The 14,155-nt window shown below is 53.3% G+C and carries 14 protein-coding genes; 9 read left to right on the top strand and 5 right to left on the bottom strand.

Annotation, left to right across the window (positions count from 1 at the left end):
• Window positions 1-695, top strand: a 695-nt coding sequence (locus ACLQ7H_RS00930; RefSeq protein ID WP_411751049.1) for a PLP-dependent aminotransferase family protein, incomplete at its 5' end; no start/stop codon positions are given.
• Here the strand turns inward: ACLQ7H_RS00930 and ACLQ7H_RS00925 are convergent.
• Window positions 692-1,666: an alpha/beta hydrolase gene (locus ACLQ7H_RS00925; protein WP_411751048.1), complete on the bottom strand. Its 975-nt coding sequence runs from the start codon at window positions 1,664-1,666 to the stop codon at window positions 692-694. The two genes, ACLQ7H_RS00930 and ACLQ7H_RS00925, sit on opposite strands and share 4 nt — an antisense overlap.
• 630 nt (window positions 1,667-2,296) lie before the next feature.
• On the opposite strand from ACLQ7H_RS00925, the gene ACLQ7H_RS00920 reads away from it, so the two are divergent.
• The 6 genes from ACLQ7H_RS00920 to ompC all read left to right on the top strand — a co-directional run bounded on the left by ACLQ7H_RS00920 (window position 2,297) and on the right by ompC (window position 10,330).
• The gene (locus ACLQ7H_RS00920) at window positions 2,297-3,511 is read left to right on the top strand and encodes an aspartate aminotransferase family protein (RefSeq protein ID WP_411751047.1); all 1,215 of its coding nucleotides are present in this window, start codon (window positions 2,297-2,299) and stop codon (window positions 3,509-3,511) included.
• 50 nt (window positions 3,512-3,561) lie between these two features.
• Window positions 3,562-4,596 carry an arginine N-succinyltransferase gene (astA, locus tag ACLQ7H_RS00915; RefSeq protein WP_411751050.1) on the top strand — a complete coding sequence of 345 codons (1,035 nt, stop codon included), beginning with the start codon at window positions 3,562-3,564 and terminating at the stop codon, window positions 4,594-4,596.
• A complete protein-coding gene (astD, locus tag ACLQ7H_RS00910; protein ID WP_411751046.1) occupies window positions 4,596-6,068 on the top strand; it encodes a succinylglutamate-semialdehyde dehydrogenase in 1,473 nt (490 codons plus the stop codon). The genes astA and astD overlap by 1 nt, the downstream gene beginning before the upstream one ends.
• A 260-nt stretch (window positions 6,069-6,328) precedes the next feature.
• Window positions 6,329-7,669: an N-succinylarginine dihydrolase gene (gene astB / locus ACLQ7H_RS00905; RefSeq protein WP_411751045.1), complete on the top strand. Its 1,341-nt coding sequence runs from the start codon at window positions 6,329-6,331 to the stop codon at window positions 7,667-7,669.
• A gap of 12 nt (window positions 7,670-7,681) precedes the next feature.
• Window positions 7,682-8,665 (top strand): succinylglutamate desuccinylase, encoded by a 984-nt coding sequence (gene astE / locus ACLQ7H_RS00900; RefSeq protein ID WP_411751044.1) that lies wholly within the window; start codon window positions 7,682-7,684, stop codon window positions 8,663-8,665.
• A 570-nt stretch (window positions 8,666-9,235) separates the two neighbouring features.
• Window positions 9,236-10,330 carry a porin OmpC gene (gene ompC, locus ACLQ7H_RS00895; RefSeq protein ID WP_411751043.1) on the top strand — a complete coding sequence of 365 codons (1,095 nt, stop codon included), beginning with the start codon at window positions 9,236-9,238 and terminating at the stop codon, window positions 10,328-10,330.
• A 162-nt stretch (window positions 10,331-10,492) separates the two neighbouring features.
• Here the strand turns inward: ompC and ACLQ7H_RS00890 are convergent, their stop codons facing one another.
• Window positions 10,493-10,684, bottom strand: a complete 192-nt coding sequence (locus ACLQ7H_RS00890) for a YebW family protein (protein ID WP_411751042.1) — start codon at window positions 10,682-10,684, stop codon at window positions 10,493-10,495.
• 224 nt (window positions 10,685-10,908) lie between these two features.
• On the opposite strand from ACLQ7H_RS00890, the gene lysM reads away from it, so the two are divergent.
• Window positions 10,909-11,349 (top strand): peptidoglycan-binding protein LysM, encoded by a 441-nt coding sequence (gene lysM / locus ACLQ7H_RS00885; RefSeq protein ID WP_411751041.1) that lies wholly within the window; start codon window positions 10,909-10,911, stop codon window positions 11,347-11,349.
• Between the two features lie 451 nt (window positions 11,350-11,800).
• Entirely contained in the window at window positions 11,801-11,965 is a 165-nt protein-coding gene (locus tag ACLQ7H_RS00880) for a hypothetical protein (RefSeq protein WP_166732779.1), read from the top strand.
• Window positions 11,966-12,137: 172 nt separating this feature from the next.
• Here the strand turns inward: ACLQ7H_RS00880 and ACLQ7H_RS00875 are convergent, their stop codons facing one another.
• The 3 genes from ACLQ7H_RS00875 to ACLQ7H_RS00865 form a co-directional block, all read right to left on the bottom strand.
• Window positions 12,138-12,872, bottom strand: a complete 735-nt coding sequence (locus ACLQ7H_RS00875; RefSeq protein ID WP_411751040.1) for a GntR family transcriptional regulator — start codon at window positions 12,870-12,872, stop codon at window positions 12,138-12,140.
• A gap of 121 nt (window positions 12,873-12,993) precedes the next feature.
• Entirely contained in the window at window positions 12,994-13,779 is a 786-nt protein-coding gene (frlD, locus tag ACLQ7H_RS00870; protein WP_411751039.1) for a fructoselysine 6-kinase, read from the bottom strand.
• A gap of 7 nt (window positions 13,780-13,786) precedes the next feature.
• Window positions 13,787-14,155, bottom strand: a 369-nt coding sequence (locus ACLQ7H_RS00865) for a TIM barrel protein (protein ID WP_411751038.1), incomplete at its 5' end; no start/stop codon positions are given.

The following is a 14,155-nucleotide window of genomic DNA, read 5'->3' as shown; positions in this document are numbered from 1 at the left end:
ATCCGATCAAGGCCTGCTGGCTGATGACCCATTTCCAGAACCCGCAAGGGTCCAGCATGTCGGACGAGAATAAAAAACGGCTGGTGACGATGCTGCGCGAGCATCAGATCTCGTTGCTGGAAGATGACGTGTACGGCGAGCTTTATTTCAGCGCCGAGCGGCCATTGCCTGCCAAGGCGTTGGATCAGGGCGGGCAGATTTTGCACTGCTCGTCGTTCTCAAAATGTTTGGCTCCAGGATTCCGCGTGGGCTGGGTGGCGGCAGGGCGATATGCGCCGCAAATTCAGCGCTTGCAGCTGATGAGCACCGTTTCAACCAGCGTGCCGACCCAGATGGCGATCGCCGATTATCTGCTGCATGGCGGCTATGATACCCATCTGCGTCGTCTGCGGCGTTTATTGGCCCAGCGCCAAAGCGCCATGCATCAGGCGATCGCCCATCACTTCCCGCCGACGGTGAAGGTCAGCCAGCCGGACGGAGGTTATTTCCTGTGGCTGGAGCTGGAGGCGACACAGTCATCCATGGAGCTCTACCAGCGTGCGCTGGCAGAGGGCATCAGTATTGCGCCGGGGCGAATGTTTACCACCGGCGATCGTTTCAACCACTGTTTCCGCCTGAACGCCTCTTTTGAATGGAGTGACAGGCTTGAAACCGCCATCAAGACCTTGGCCAGGCTGATCCGTAGCCTGGGCTAGGCCAGATAATGCTTTAACGCGCGTCCGGCCTGATGAATAGCCGAATGCACCGCCGGAACCTGGGCGAGCGGGTTTAACAGGCCGTAATCGTGGATCAGCCCATTGTAGCGGGTGGCGGTCACCTCGACGCCAGCCGCGTTCAGCAAGCGGGCATAGGCTTCCCCCTCATCCCGCAGTACGTCCAGCTCGGCGGTCTGGATCAGCGCGGGTGGCAGCCCTTGCAGCTGTTCCAGGCTCGCATTGAGCGGTGAGGCGTAGATCTCCTTACGCTGGGCCTTGTCGGTGGTGTAGTTGTCCCAAAACCACTTCATCATATTGCGCGTCAGGAAATGGCCTTCGGCAAACTGATGATAGGAATCGCGATCAAAACTGGCGTGGGTGACCGGCCAGAGCAGGATTTGGCAGCGTAGTGCCGGCGTACCTCGCTCTTTAGCCATCAGGCTGACCACCGTCGCCATATTACCGCCAACGCTATTACCCACTACCGCCAGTCGGCTGCCATCGACGTTGATTTTATCTCCGTATTCCGCCACCCATTCCGTGGCCGCGTAGGCTTGCTCGATGGCGATGGGATACTGGGCCTCTGGCGACGGTGTGTAATTGACAAACACCGCGACCGCACCGGAACTGCAAACCAGATCGCGCACCAATCGTTCGTGGGTCGGGAAATCACCTAATACCCAACCACCGCCGTGGAAAAACATAAAGACCGGTAATTTACCTTTCACCCGTGGTGGGCGCACGATGTGCAGCAGGATGTCCTGTCCGGCGGCGTGAATGGTTTTTTCTTCGATCTCGACCTCACGCTGTACCACCTCGACGCTGCGTTGCGCGCCTTCCAACACCTTACGTGCCTCCTTCGGCTTCATCTGTTCCATCGGTTTGCCGCCGCCGGCATTTAACTCTGCCAGAAAGGCGGCTACGTCTTTAACTGCTGCGGGCTGGGTGGCATCAAAGGTTTTCTTGCTCATGTCGGGATCCTTAAGGTTGAGGAGGAACATTGAGTACGGGGTAACTTATCAGTGTAGTCAAAGACTGGGGGTTAACCCGTAATGGGGTGAGGGGCATTTTGCTGCGCTAAATGAGGGCGCATTGCACGATCGCGGTGCAAAAGGGTGCCGATCCCGCCATCTAGCGCCATTATTTTTGCGAGCAGGATCAGAAAAGCGGAAGAATTTTGCGATTGAATAGGATTTCTCCGGCGTTGATGATTTTAGGCTCTATTTTTGCCATTAATCATTACAAATGCATAATTATTGAATATTTATGCAATATAACTCGTTGTTTTAACGAAAAAAATTAGTAAAACCGTCAAAAACCCCGTTCTGGCACGATAGCTGCTCTACACTATTTATCAAATGGGCTGTATTTTAACTACTCATTAACATTTATTCCCCGCTTAAGGGCGCTAAATACGGTATTAATAGCGAATAACCGATTTTATGTAACAGGTTTGTATCTGAATAGGCGGCGGTGAGCAGCATTATCGTCGGCCAGAAAAGACACCGGATAATAGGGTTATTTTGCATTTTCGCCGGTCTTGCGCCACCAGAGCGGTCCTTACCGCCAAATTCAGCCTTTGCTGACGTTATGAGGTCTTTATGGAACAGCCAATCGCAGTTACCCGCCAGTCTTTCGACGACTGGATGATCCCGGTTTATGCCCCTGCGGACTTTATTTTAGTGCGGGGAGAAGGCTCACAGGTTTGGGATCAGCAGGGGAAATCCTATATCGATTTCGCCGGAGGCATTGCCGTCAACGCCTTGGGCCACGCCCATCCGCCGGTATTGGCGGCGCTGGTCGAACAGGCCGGCAAACTTTGGCACTTGGGCAACGGTTATACCAACGAACCGGTGTTGCGCCTGGCCAAACAGCTGATTGATGCCACCTTTGCCGATAAGGTGTTTTTCTGCAACTCCGGCGCAGAAGCCAACGAGGCCGCGCTGAAGCTGGCGCGAAAACATGCGCTGGATAACGGCAACGGCGAGAAGAATCAGATCGTCGCATTCAATAACGCGTTTCATGGCCGCACCCTGTTTACCGTTTCTGCCGGGGGCCAACCAAAATATTCACAGGATTTTGCGCCACTGCCTGGTGGCATCACCCATACGCCGTTTAACGACCTGGCGGCGGCTGCGCAGGTGATTAACGACCGTACCTGCGCGGTGATCGTTGAACCTATTCAGGGCGAGGGCGGTGTGGTACCGGCACAACCGCAATTCCTGCAAGGGTTGCGTGAACTGTGCGATCGCCATGGCGCATTGCTGATCTTTGATGAGGTGCAAACCGGCGTGGGCCGAACTGGCTCGCTGTATGCCTACATGAATTACGGGGTGGTGCCGGATGTGTTGACCACCGCCAAGGCTTTGGGCGGCGGTTTCCCGGTCGGCGCGATGATCACCACCGACAAGCTGGCGAAAACCTTGGGTGTCGGCACTCATGGCACTACCTACGGCGGCAACCCGCTGGCGGCGGCGGTAGCTGGGATGGTGTTCTCGCTGATTAACACACCGGAGGTGCTCGATGGGGTGAAGCAGCGTCTCGAGTGGTTTATCGCCGGGCTGACGCAAATCAACCTACAGCATTCGATCTTCAGCGAAATCCGCGGGGCGGGTCTGTTGATTGGCTGCGTGCTGAACCCGGAATATGCCGGTAGAGCCAAGCAGCTCACCCAATTGGCTAACGAGGAAGGGGTGATAGCCCTGATCGCTGGCCCGGACGTGGTGCGCTTTACACCTTCGCTGATCATCCCAGAGCAGGATGTGAAAGAGGGGCTGGCGCGTTTCGCGCGTGCTGTGGCGCGGATTTGCAGCTAATCAAGGCGGCTGCGCCCGGTGCGCAGCCGATGACTTCCGAGGTTCGCATTATGATGATTATCCGCCCCATAGAGCGCCGTGACCTGGCTGACCTGCTGACGCTCGCCGGTAAATCCGGTATTGGCCTCACCTCTTTGCCGCAGAATGAAGATACGCTGTCGGCACGTATTGAGCGGGCGTTAAAAACCTGGCAAGGCGAACTTCCCCAAAGCGATCGCTGCTATCTGTTTGTTATGGAGGATACCGAGCGGCAACAGGTCGTTGGCGTCAGCGCGATCGAAGTCGCGGTTGGGCTGACTGAACCCTGGTACAGCTTCCGCGTGGGCACCCAAGTGCATGCCTCAAAGCAGCTTAATGTCTATAAATCGGTGCCAACGCTGTTTTTAAGCAACGATCATACCGGCCATTCGGAACTCTGTACGCTGTTCCTCGATCCGGACTACCGCCATGGCGAGAATGGCAAGCTGCTGTCAAAGGTACGTTTCCTGTTTATGGCCGCATTTCGCAATCAATTCTCCCGCAAAGTGATCGCGGAAATGCGCGGTTATTCCGATGAAAATGGCCGTTCACCCTTCTGGGAAAGCGTTGGTCGCCATTTCTTTTCTATCGAGTTCGCCAAGGCGGACTATCTCAGCGGCACCGGGCAAAAGGCGTTTATCGCCGAACTGATGCCGAAACACCCGCTGTACGTCGACTTTCTGGCCGAAGATGCGCAGAAGGTGATCGGCGAAGTTCACCCGCAAACCGCACCAGCGCGCAAGCTGCTGGAAGCCGAAGGGCTGCGCTATCAGGGCTACGTCGATATCTTTGACGGGGGCCCGACGCTGGAAGCCGAGATCGACGAGATCCGCGCGGTGAAGCGCAGCAAACTGGTGAAGGTGGTGCTGGATGATGCGCAGGTTTCCAGCGAGGCCCCGGCGTACCTGGTGGCCAACGACAACTATCAGCATTATCGCGCCCTGTTGGTGCATGCCCAACTGCATGATGACCGCTTGCGTATCAACGCCGAGACGGCGGCGGCGCTTGGCGTCGAACAGGGGAGCCCGGTGCGGGTCATCAAGCTTATCGCTCAGGAGAAAATGTAATGTCACATCCTGCATTGTTAATTAATGGCGTCTGGCTGGCCGGCCGGGGCGCTGAGTTCAGCAAAACCGATCCGTTGGATAACCTGCCGCTGTGGCAAGCCAACGCGGCCAATATTGACGACGTGGCTGCGGCATGCGCAGCTGCACGCGAGGCTTTCCCTACCTGGGCACGTACACCGTTTGCACAGCGCGAACAGTTGGTAAAACGCTTTGCGGCGTTGCTGGAAGAGCATAAACACCCTCTGGCCGAGACCATCAGCCGTGAAACCAGCAAACCTCGTTGGGAAACCTTGACCGAAGTCCAGGCGATGATTGGCAAGGTGGGCATTTCGCTACAGGCTTATCAGGCACGTACCGGGGTGACTGAAACCACGATGGCCGATGGAGCCTCGGTGCTACGCCATAGGCCGCATGGCGTGCTGGCGGTGTTTGGTCCGTATAACTTCCCTGGCCATTTACCGAACGGGCATATTGTTCCGGCGCTGCTGGCGGGCAACTGCGTGGTGTTCAAACCCAGCGAACTGACGCCATTGACGGCGGAGGTGACGTTGCAGCTGTGGCTGCAGGCGGGGCTACCGGACGGGGTCATTAATCTGGTCCAGGGTGGGCGTGAAACCGGTGAGGCGTTGGCAAGCTGTGCCGATATTGATGGGCTGCTGTTTACCGGCAGCGCAGGCACCGGCTACCACTTGCATCGCCAATTGGCCGGTCAGCCAGAAAAGATCCTGGCGTTGGAGATGGGGGGCAACAATGCGCTGATCGTCGAACAAATAGAAGATTGTGACGCGGCGGTGAATCTGGCCATTCAATCGGCGTTTATTTCTGCTGGCCAGCGCTGTACCTGCGCTCGCCGCATTTTGGTGAAGAACGGGCCGCAGGGTGATGCCTTTATTACACGCTTGGTTCAGGTGGCGTCTACGCTGCGCATTGGCCGTTGGGATGCCGAACCTCAGCCGTTTATGGGCGGGGTGATTTCCTCCTCTGCGGCAGAGAACATGTTAGCAGCTCAGCACCATCTGTTGGCATTGGGCGGCAAAGCCTTGCTGACCATGAAATCGTTGGAAAGCGGCAGCGCGTTATTAAGCCCCGGGATTATTGATGTGACTGGCGTGGCGGATGTACCAGACGAAGAATATTTTGGTCCGCTGACCACCATCATTCGTTACGACCATTTCGACCAGGCGTTGCGCATTGCCAATAACACGCGTTATGGCCTTTCTGTCGGGCTGGTGTCCCCGCAGCGGGAGCAGTTTGAGCGGCTGCTGCTGGAGGCGCGAGCCGGTATTGTCAACTGGAACAAGCCGCTGACCGGCGCTTCTAGCGCGGCACCTTTCGGTGGCGTAGGGGCTTCAGGCAACCATCGGCCAAGTGCGTTCTATGCGGCAGATTACTGTGCATGGCCGATGGCTTCGCTGGAGAGTGCCAGCCTGACGCTGCCCGCCAGCCTGTCACCGGGTCTGATATTTAACTGATCTGCCCCTCACCCCAACCCTCTCCCAAAGGGAGAGGGAGCTGGTATGGAGTGGTATTCAGATGCAGAGTCGATCCGTAGCTACGCCAGAACAAGATACAGAGATACCTCTATAGCAGCGATTTTTTATCCATCGGTGGTCAGGTTGAAGAAGAAATAACCGCTGGCACATTCGATTCCCTCTCCTTGGGGAGAGGGTTAGGGTGAGGGAGATAGCACCCAGTGACAGGCATCATCGTTCGCAGTTTACAGGAGAGCAAAATGTCCGGATATGAAGTCAATTTCGATGGGTTGGTTGGCTTGACGCACCACTACGCCGGGCTGTCGTTTGGCAATGAGGCTTCGACGCAGCACCGTAACAGCGTGTCGAATCCCAAGCTGGCGGCAAAGCAGGGGCTGCTGAAAATGAAAGCGCTGGCAGATATGGGCTTCCAGCAGGGCGTGTTGCCACCGCAGGAACGACCTCATCTCCCCACGCTGCGTAAATTGGGCTTTAGCGGCAGCGACGAGAACGTGCTGGCCCAAGCGATGCGAACCTCACCGCGCCTGCTCTCGGCGCTCAGTTCGGCCTCATCTATGTGGACGGCCAATGCCGCGACGGTTTCGCCTTCGTCAGACAGTCAGGATGGCAAAGTGCATTTCACCGCCGCCAACCTGAATAACAAATTCCATCGCGCGATTGAGGCCGAAACCACCTCCAGCGTGCTGCGTGCCATCTTCAATGATGAGCAATACTTTACTCACCATGATGCCTTACCGCAGGTGGCACTCTTTGGGGATGAGGGCGCCGCCAACCATAACCGCCTTGGGAGTGACTATGCCAAGCGCGGGGTGCAAGTCTTTGTGTATGGCAAACAGGAGTTTGGCGGGGAAAGTGCTCCCACGCGTTACCCAGCTCGCCAGACGCGCGAGGCCAGCGAGGCGATCGCCCGTCTGCATCAGTTGCACGAGGAACACACGGTATTTCTGCAACAAAATCCGGCGGTGATCGACCAGGGCGTTTTTCATAACGACGTGATCGCCGTCAGCAATCAGCAGGTGCTGTTCCATCATCAGCAGGCGTTCCTGCATCAGCAGCAGGGGCTGGATCAAATCCGCCGTAAGATGGCTTTGCTGGAGACGGAACTGGTGGCGATCGAAGTGCCAACCTCCAGCGTCAGCGTGGGGGATGCGGTGGCAACCTACCTGTTTAACAGCCAGATCCTGACCAAAGCCGATGGCAAGATGATGATCGTGGTACCGGAAGAATCCCGCCAGCATCCGGGGGTTTGGCATTATCTGTCGGAGAGGGTGGCCAGCGGTGGGCCGATCAACGAAATCAAGGTGTTCGACCTGCGCGAAAGTATGCGCAATGGCGGTGGCCCGGCTTGCCTGCGCTTACGCGTGGCGTTGAACGGTGCTGAGCTGAGGGCGGTGAACCCAAGGGTGATGATGAACGATACGCTTTTCGCCACCCTGAATGACTGGGTAGACCGCTATTACCGCGATCGTCTGGTACAGGAGGATCTGGCAGATCCGCAACTGCTGCATGAGGGGCGCGCGGCGCTGGATGCTCTGACTTCTCTCCTTGGGTTGGGTAATGTTTACCCGTTCCAACAATAACCGGAGGCAATAGTGAACAATTTATTGGCTCTGACGTTGGCAGGAACGCCACCCGCTACCACCCAGGGTGAAAACGCTGCACTGCGCTGGAAGTGGCTGGGGGAAGGGCTATTGGAGCTCAGCCCGCTGCAAGGCTATCGGCAAGCGGTGGTGCTCTCTGCCGGTATTCATGGCAATGAAACGGCACCGATCGAACTGCTGGACCGGTTAGTGAACGAGCTCTTCGCAGGCGTGAGGCCATTGGCGGTGCGTTTGCTGGTGGTGTTAGGCAATCCACCGGCGATGCGTGCCAATCAACGTTATCTGGCAAGCGATATGAATCGCATGTTTGGTGGGCGCTATCAGCAGTTTGAGCCATCCGGCGAAACGGCACGGGCGCAGCAGTTAGAACAAGCGATCAGCAGCTTCTTTGCCGGGGAGCAGGCCACTCGCTTTCATTATGATCTGCACACGGCGATCCGCGGATCGCTGCTGCCACGCTTTGGTATCCTGCCCTATCAACCGCAGAATTACAGCCCTGAGATGTTGGCGTTACTTGACGCCGCCGAGTTGGATGCTCTGGTGATACACCAGGCGCCAGGCGGCACGTTCAGCCACTATTCCTGCGAGCATGCGCAGGCGGCCAGTTGTACACTCGAATTGGGCAAGGCGCGTCCCTTTGGCAGCAACGATCTGCAGCAATTTTCCGCTATCAATAAAGCATTGCAGGCACTGATCAGCGGGCAATCTCTCCCTTTGCGGGGGCAGGCCCCGATTCGGGTGTTCCGCGTCAAGCAGTCACTGATTAAACGCAGTGAATCGTTCAAACTCTATTTAAGTGATGATACCGCCAATTTTACCGCTTTACCGCAGGGCACCTTATTGTATGAGCAGCCGGGGGAAAGCTATCGTGTGCAGCATGAAAAGGAGTGGGTCCTGTTTCCAAACCCCAAGGTGGCATTGGGGTTACGTGCAGGCATGATGTTGATCGAAGTTCCGCGTGGCACTCTGTTTTAATCTCCACCCCACTCATGACGCCACCGATAAGCGATCGGTGGCGACGTTTCTCCTTCAAACTTTAATTGCGTAATTTATTTAATCATTTGATAGGTTATTTGGCCTGTTACGTGCCAGATTTTGCCCCAATGGGTAAATATCGGATTAAAGATAGAATTATTCGCGCAATTTCCGGTAATCAGATTGATATAAGTTAAAAGTGTGAAATAAGTAACACTATTGCTTAGCATGCTAATTTTGTGGGTATTGAAAACCGTAGGTAAATCACACAAAATGAAACCTAATTGCACCTTTTTGGTGCAAACTAGCATGGGTGTTATGGCTTATGCGTTAAATATCTATCTAAATCATCATATTAGAATATCCCTTTCTTGTAATATATGGTTACAAATAAACATGCTTTATGCGCGCTGTTTCATGAACTTTTTTATTTTAAGTTTTTAATCATGATGCTAATGTCACATGGCGCTTAATTAAGGGGCGTTGATAAAAAACAAAATGATAAAAATCACAGCCCAAAGCATAAATTGGGCGTGACGGGCAGCTTTTAATAAAAATCTAGGAAAATAAATGATGAAACGCAGTGTAATAGCCCTGGCGGTTGTTCTTGGCACCGTCGCCTCTATGGCCAATGCGGCCGAAATCTACAACAAAGATGGCAACAAACTCGACCTGTATGGCCGTGTAAACGCTAAACACCTGTTCAGCGATAACAAATCCGCTGACGGTGATGGTTCTTATGTTCGTTTCGGTTTTAAAGGCGAAACGCAGATCAATGACCAACTGACCGGTTATGGCCAGTGGGAATATAACGTCCAGGCAAACCACGCTGAATCAGCGGGTACTGAAGGCACCAAAACTCGTCTGGGCTTCGCTGGTCTGAAATTCGCCGAGTACGGCTCCTTTGACTATGGCCGTAACTACGGTGTGGTCTACGATGCAGAATCCTATACCGATATGCTGCCGGAGTTCGGTGGTGATACCTATACCTACACCGATAACTTCATGAATGGTCGTTCTACCGGCCTGGCTACCTACCGTAACCGCAGCTTCTTCGGTCTGGTCGATGGCCTGAATATCGCATTGCAGTATCAGGGTAAGAACGAGAATGACCGCAGTAACATCCATAAGCAGAACGGTGACGGCTATGGTATGTCTGTGGATTATCAGGACATCGGCGGTAGCGGCATTGGTGCTGCGGCAGCCTTCTCTGATTCTAACCGTACTAAATATCAGAAGGACGCTGCCTACGGCGCTACCTACGGTAAAGGCGACAGCGCGACGGCCTGGACTACCGCACTTAAGTATGACGCCAACCAGGTGTATCTGGCGGCCATGTATGCTGAAACCCGCAATATGACCCCGATCACGGTTAATAATGTTGCTGGCTTTGCCAACAAAACGCAAAACTTTGAAGTGGTCGCGCAATACCAGTTCGAAAACGGCCTGCGTCCATCACTGGCTTACCTGCAGTCCAAAGGTAAAGACATTGAGAACATTGGCGATGTCGATCTGGTGAAATATATCGATATTGGTGCTACGTACTACTTCAACAAAAACATGTACACCTACGTTGATTACAAAATCAACCAGTTGGATGACAATAACAAGCTGAATCTGAACACTGACAACATCGTGGCAGCCAGCTTGACCTACCGCTTCTAAGCGTTAATCAGTACCTCATTCCTGTGTCGGGAGTGGTCCGGAAGGCAGAGCGCAAGCTCTGCCTTTTCAGTTTTCATGACAAATCACAACAGCCTCACAGCGTAGGGTCGCTGCATACTGTGCCCGTCTGGATAATCAGTGGCTTGGCAGCCGTGTTTGTATTTACCAAGGGGCATACTCGCTGGCAGGCAGCCAGAAGCCGTCGATAAAGTCCTCGATCGGAAAACAGCCGGCATGTCGTAACCGTTGTTCTTTCATCGCTACCAGGCACTGATGCTCATCACGCAGCACGTCAACGACGATATCGGCACAGCCGCCATCCAGATAGCAAACGAACATCACCAAAGCGTACATAACCCATCACGTCCCTCATTAAGGTGCCAACCCCCATTGTAGGTAAAATCGGGCTGAATTTAGCTAATTAATACAAAAAAATAACAATTGACCAAACAAAAACAACATTTTCAGAATTTCGGCAGTGTTTAATCATCCCTAAGAGGATTGCAGTTCCGTTCCGTACTGCTAAGCTTAATGAGTTTTAAAATTTCTTAACTATCCAATCATTAACGGGAGCGAATATGGGATTATTTAACTTCGTGAAAGAAGCTGGCGCAAAACTGTGGGATACGGTGAGTGGTAACGCTGAAGATCAAAGCGCCAAGCTGAAAGCGCACCTTGATAACAGCGGCCTGCCAGATACGGATAAGGTTGATGTTCAGGTCGTTGATGGCAAGGCTGTGGTCACCGGGGACGGTATCAGCCAGGAACTGAAAGAAAAAATTCTGGTTGCCGTGGGTAACGTGGCAGGGATTAGCGGCGTGGAAGATAATGTTGCAGTAGCGCAGCCTGAAGCGGAAAGCCGCTTTTATACCGTGAAGAAAGGCGATACCCTGAGCGCCGTTGCCAAAGAGATGTATGGCAATGCCAACCAGTACAACAAGATTTTTGAAGCCAACAAGCCGATGCTAAGCCATCCAGATAAAATCTATCCGGGCCAGGTATTACGCATCCCACAATGATGCTGAAGGTCAGGTAATCGAAACCTGAGCTCGCTCGGGTTTCGAGCTGTGTGATCCGGTGCCCCATCTGGGGCGCTGTGCTGAAATTCCTCAACCTCAATTCGATAAATCCAACGAATGTTTCCAGCCTGTACGCTGGCAACTTACCTTGAGAATCTTGACCCTGTTGCAGAAAATTGGTAGCGTCTACCAGCAAGAAAAGTCTGATCTTTTACTGGCGTAAATCTTAATGCTGTTTAAGCGTAGGGTTACCCCTTTTGGCATCAATACGTTATTGCATGTGATAAGAGAATAGAGGGTGTGAACACCCCACTAGACAAGAAGTATCAGGAATACCATGGACCATGCGCAACGGTCATCACAATGTTGACGGCGGCTGCAGCATATTGATCATTTTTACGTTGACGATCACACAGTGGGTGGGAATAACTTACTGTTTTCAGGAGATAAAATGGAACACAATCCGCACGATGAAACCAAGCTTATTGCGGTCATTGCCTTATTGGTCTCGGTGTTGCTTGTCGTGTCGATCTTGTTTGGCATCACGTATTTATCCGATCTGCGGCATATCGACCAAGAGGTCGATGCCAAAAGCTGTTACATCAAGGGCGGCTGAAGCCAAGATCATGGCTAATGATGAGTCGGCGGTATTTGAGGTTTCTATTGCTGTACTCGTGGCGGTAGCAGTAAAGTAACGTTGGATGATCAATCATCAACCCTTTTGACATAGCTAGCACACTCAGCCAACGGCTCCTTTCTGGGGCCGTTTCTTTGCCGTAATCAGGCCATTAACCTTTGTGATGATTATCAATCGTCAAACTGATGCGATTAGCGCGGCAGAACAGTTCGGAACAATGAACCGGCCGTTTCTGCTGGTCGTAGGCAATTTTACTGATGCGAAACAGCGGTTCGCCAAGCTCACATTTAAGCCATTTTGCTTCGGCCTTGGTGGCGGTATAGATATCAATAAGCTTTTTATCGCTGACTATCTGAGTGTCGTAGCGCTCTTGCAGTAATTGATAGGTAGAATTACCGGGTTGGTAATAGCTATCGAAATCCTGGTAGCGGGCGAGGGGAATATAAGAGTAGTCGATAAACAGGGGCTCCAACTCAAGGTACATGACCCGAACCAGCTTGAACATCTGGCTATCGTTGGCAATATCCAGCCGCGAACAAAAATCATCGGCCGGTATCAACTCCTGTTTGATAATTTCCTCGCGCGTTTTTTTGCCTTGCGAGACGCCAAAATCGGTAAAGCCGCTGACGGTAAGCAGTTCGTTTTCAATCTTCTTGCTTTGGACAAAGGTCCCTTTACCTTGCCAGCGGATCAATACTCCGTCCTTGACCAGATCGGTGATGGCTTTCCTGATGGTGATGCGGCTAACGTCATACTGTTCGCACAGTTCGGACTCGGTCGGGATCTGCTGATTCGCTTGATAAACACCCTGTTCGATATCGGTCAGGATACGTTGCCTTACCGTGGCATAGAGCAATTGGTGTGAGTAACGTTGCGAACCTGGCATATATCAACCCTAATCAAATTATGTCCTTGCTGGATTATATGTCGTTTCTGCCGCGGGTACCAAGTGTCATCACTTTGTGTGGGGCAACAGGCCGGGCATAAGGCCCGGCGCTATTTTAACCTTACCATGCTCCGTGGTATTGAATAGTGATGGCCGCATTGGCCGTTCCCTGCTGCATGGCGATATCAATAGACCGATCGTCTGCGATGGCACACAGAAAACCGGCAATAAAGGAGTCACCAGCACCCATAGTATCCACGACGTCAACCGGTTGAATGCCGTAGCGATAGAAGTGGTTCCCATCGAAAGCCAGACTGCCGTTGCTCCCCAATGTCGCGATGGCGACTCCAGCACCACGCTGGACAATCGTCTGCAAGCGTTCGCGCAGGGCTGGGGTATCGTCATCGGCAGAGGCGAACGCATAATCCAGAGACGTGGGCAGCGTTTCCCACAGCGGGCTGTCCCATTTATCGGCAAAGTCGAAGGCGATGATTTTACCACGTTGCTTGAGCAGTGGCAGATAGGACTCCACTCGTCCCCAGATACCGGCATGGACGATGTCAAAATGGTCGATCCAATCAACATCCGCTGCGGTGAGCACAAAATCGGCCATAACGCCTTCAACGTATTGTCCCAACACACGATCGTTACCTTTCAGGGTGACGAAAGTCTGCGCCGTGACGCCCGGTTTGGTATGGACATGTGAGATATCAATGCCCTGAGCCGCCATTTCACGGCGCAGTTGCCGGCCATACTCGTCGTCCCCCACCCAGCCGATATAGGCCGGGCGCAAGTGGTAACGGGTACAATACACCGCAACGTTAACGGCATTGCCTCCGGAAAAAGCGTTGTTTAATGCCGGATAAACATCAACGCAGTTATCCCCAAGCGTAATCAATGTTTTCATTTATGCCTCACTTCGCCAGCAGCGCCTTGAACCGCTCCAGTGCCAAGGCGGCATGTAGCCGGGGTTCGTTCATATACATGGTCACCAGTTCAATGGTGCAATAGCCTTGATAGCCGCGCTGCTGAATATCCTGCATCAACGCTGCGAGCGGGATTTTACCTTCACCAGGGATATAATGGCTGTCGCTGGCACCGTCGCTGTCAACGATATGCACATGGCGTAATCGATCGCCCAACTTATCGAAATAACTCATGATGGGTTCACCTTGCACAAAGGGGGCGCAAATATCCACCATGCTGTTTAGGTGCGGCGAGGGGACGGCATCAAGCGCCCGTAGCACATCATTAGCGTTGCAAACCACGTTGGACTCATAAGG

It is taken from the genome of Serratia sp. (in: enterobacteria), assembly GCF_046715635.1.
In the GTDB taxonomy this organism is placed as follows: Bacteria; Pseudomonadota; Gammaproteobacteria; order Enterobacterales; family Enterobacteriaceae; genus Chania.
The sequence above is the reverse complement of the archived record's forward strand: the minus strand, read 5'-3'. Positions and strand labels throughout refer to the sequence as shown.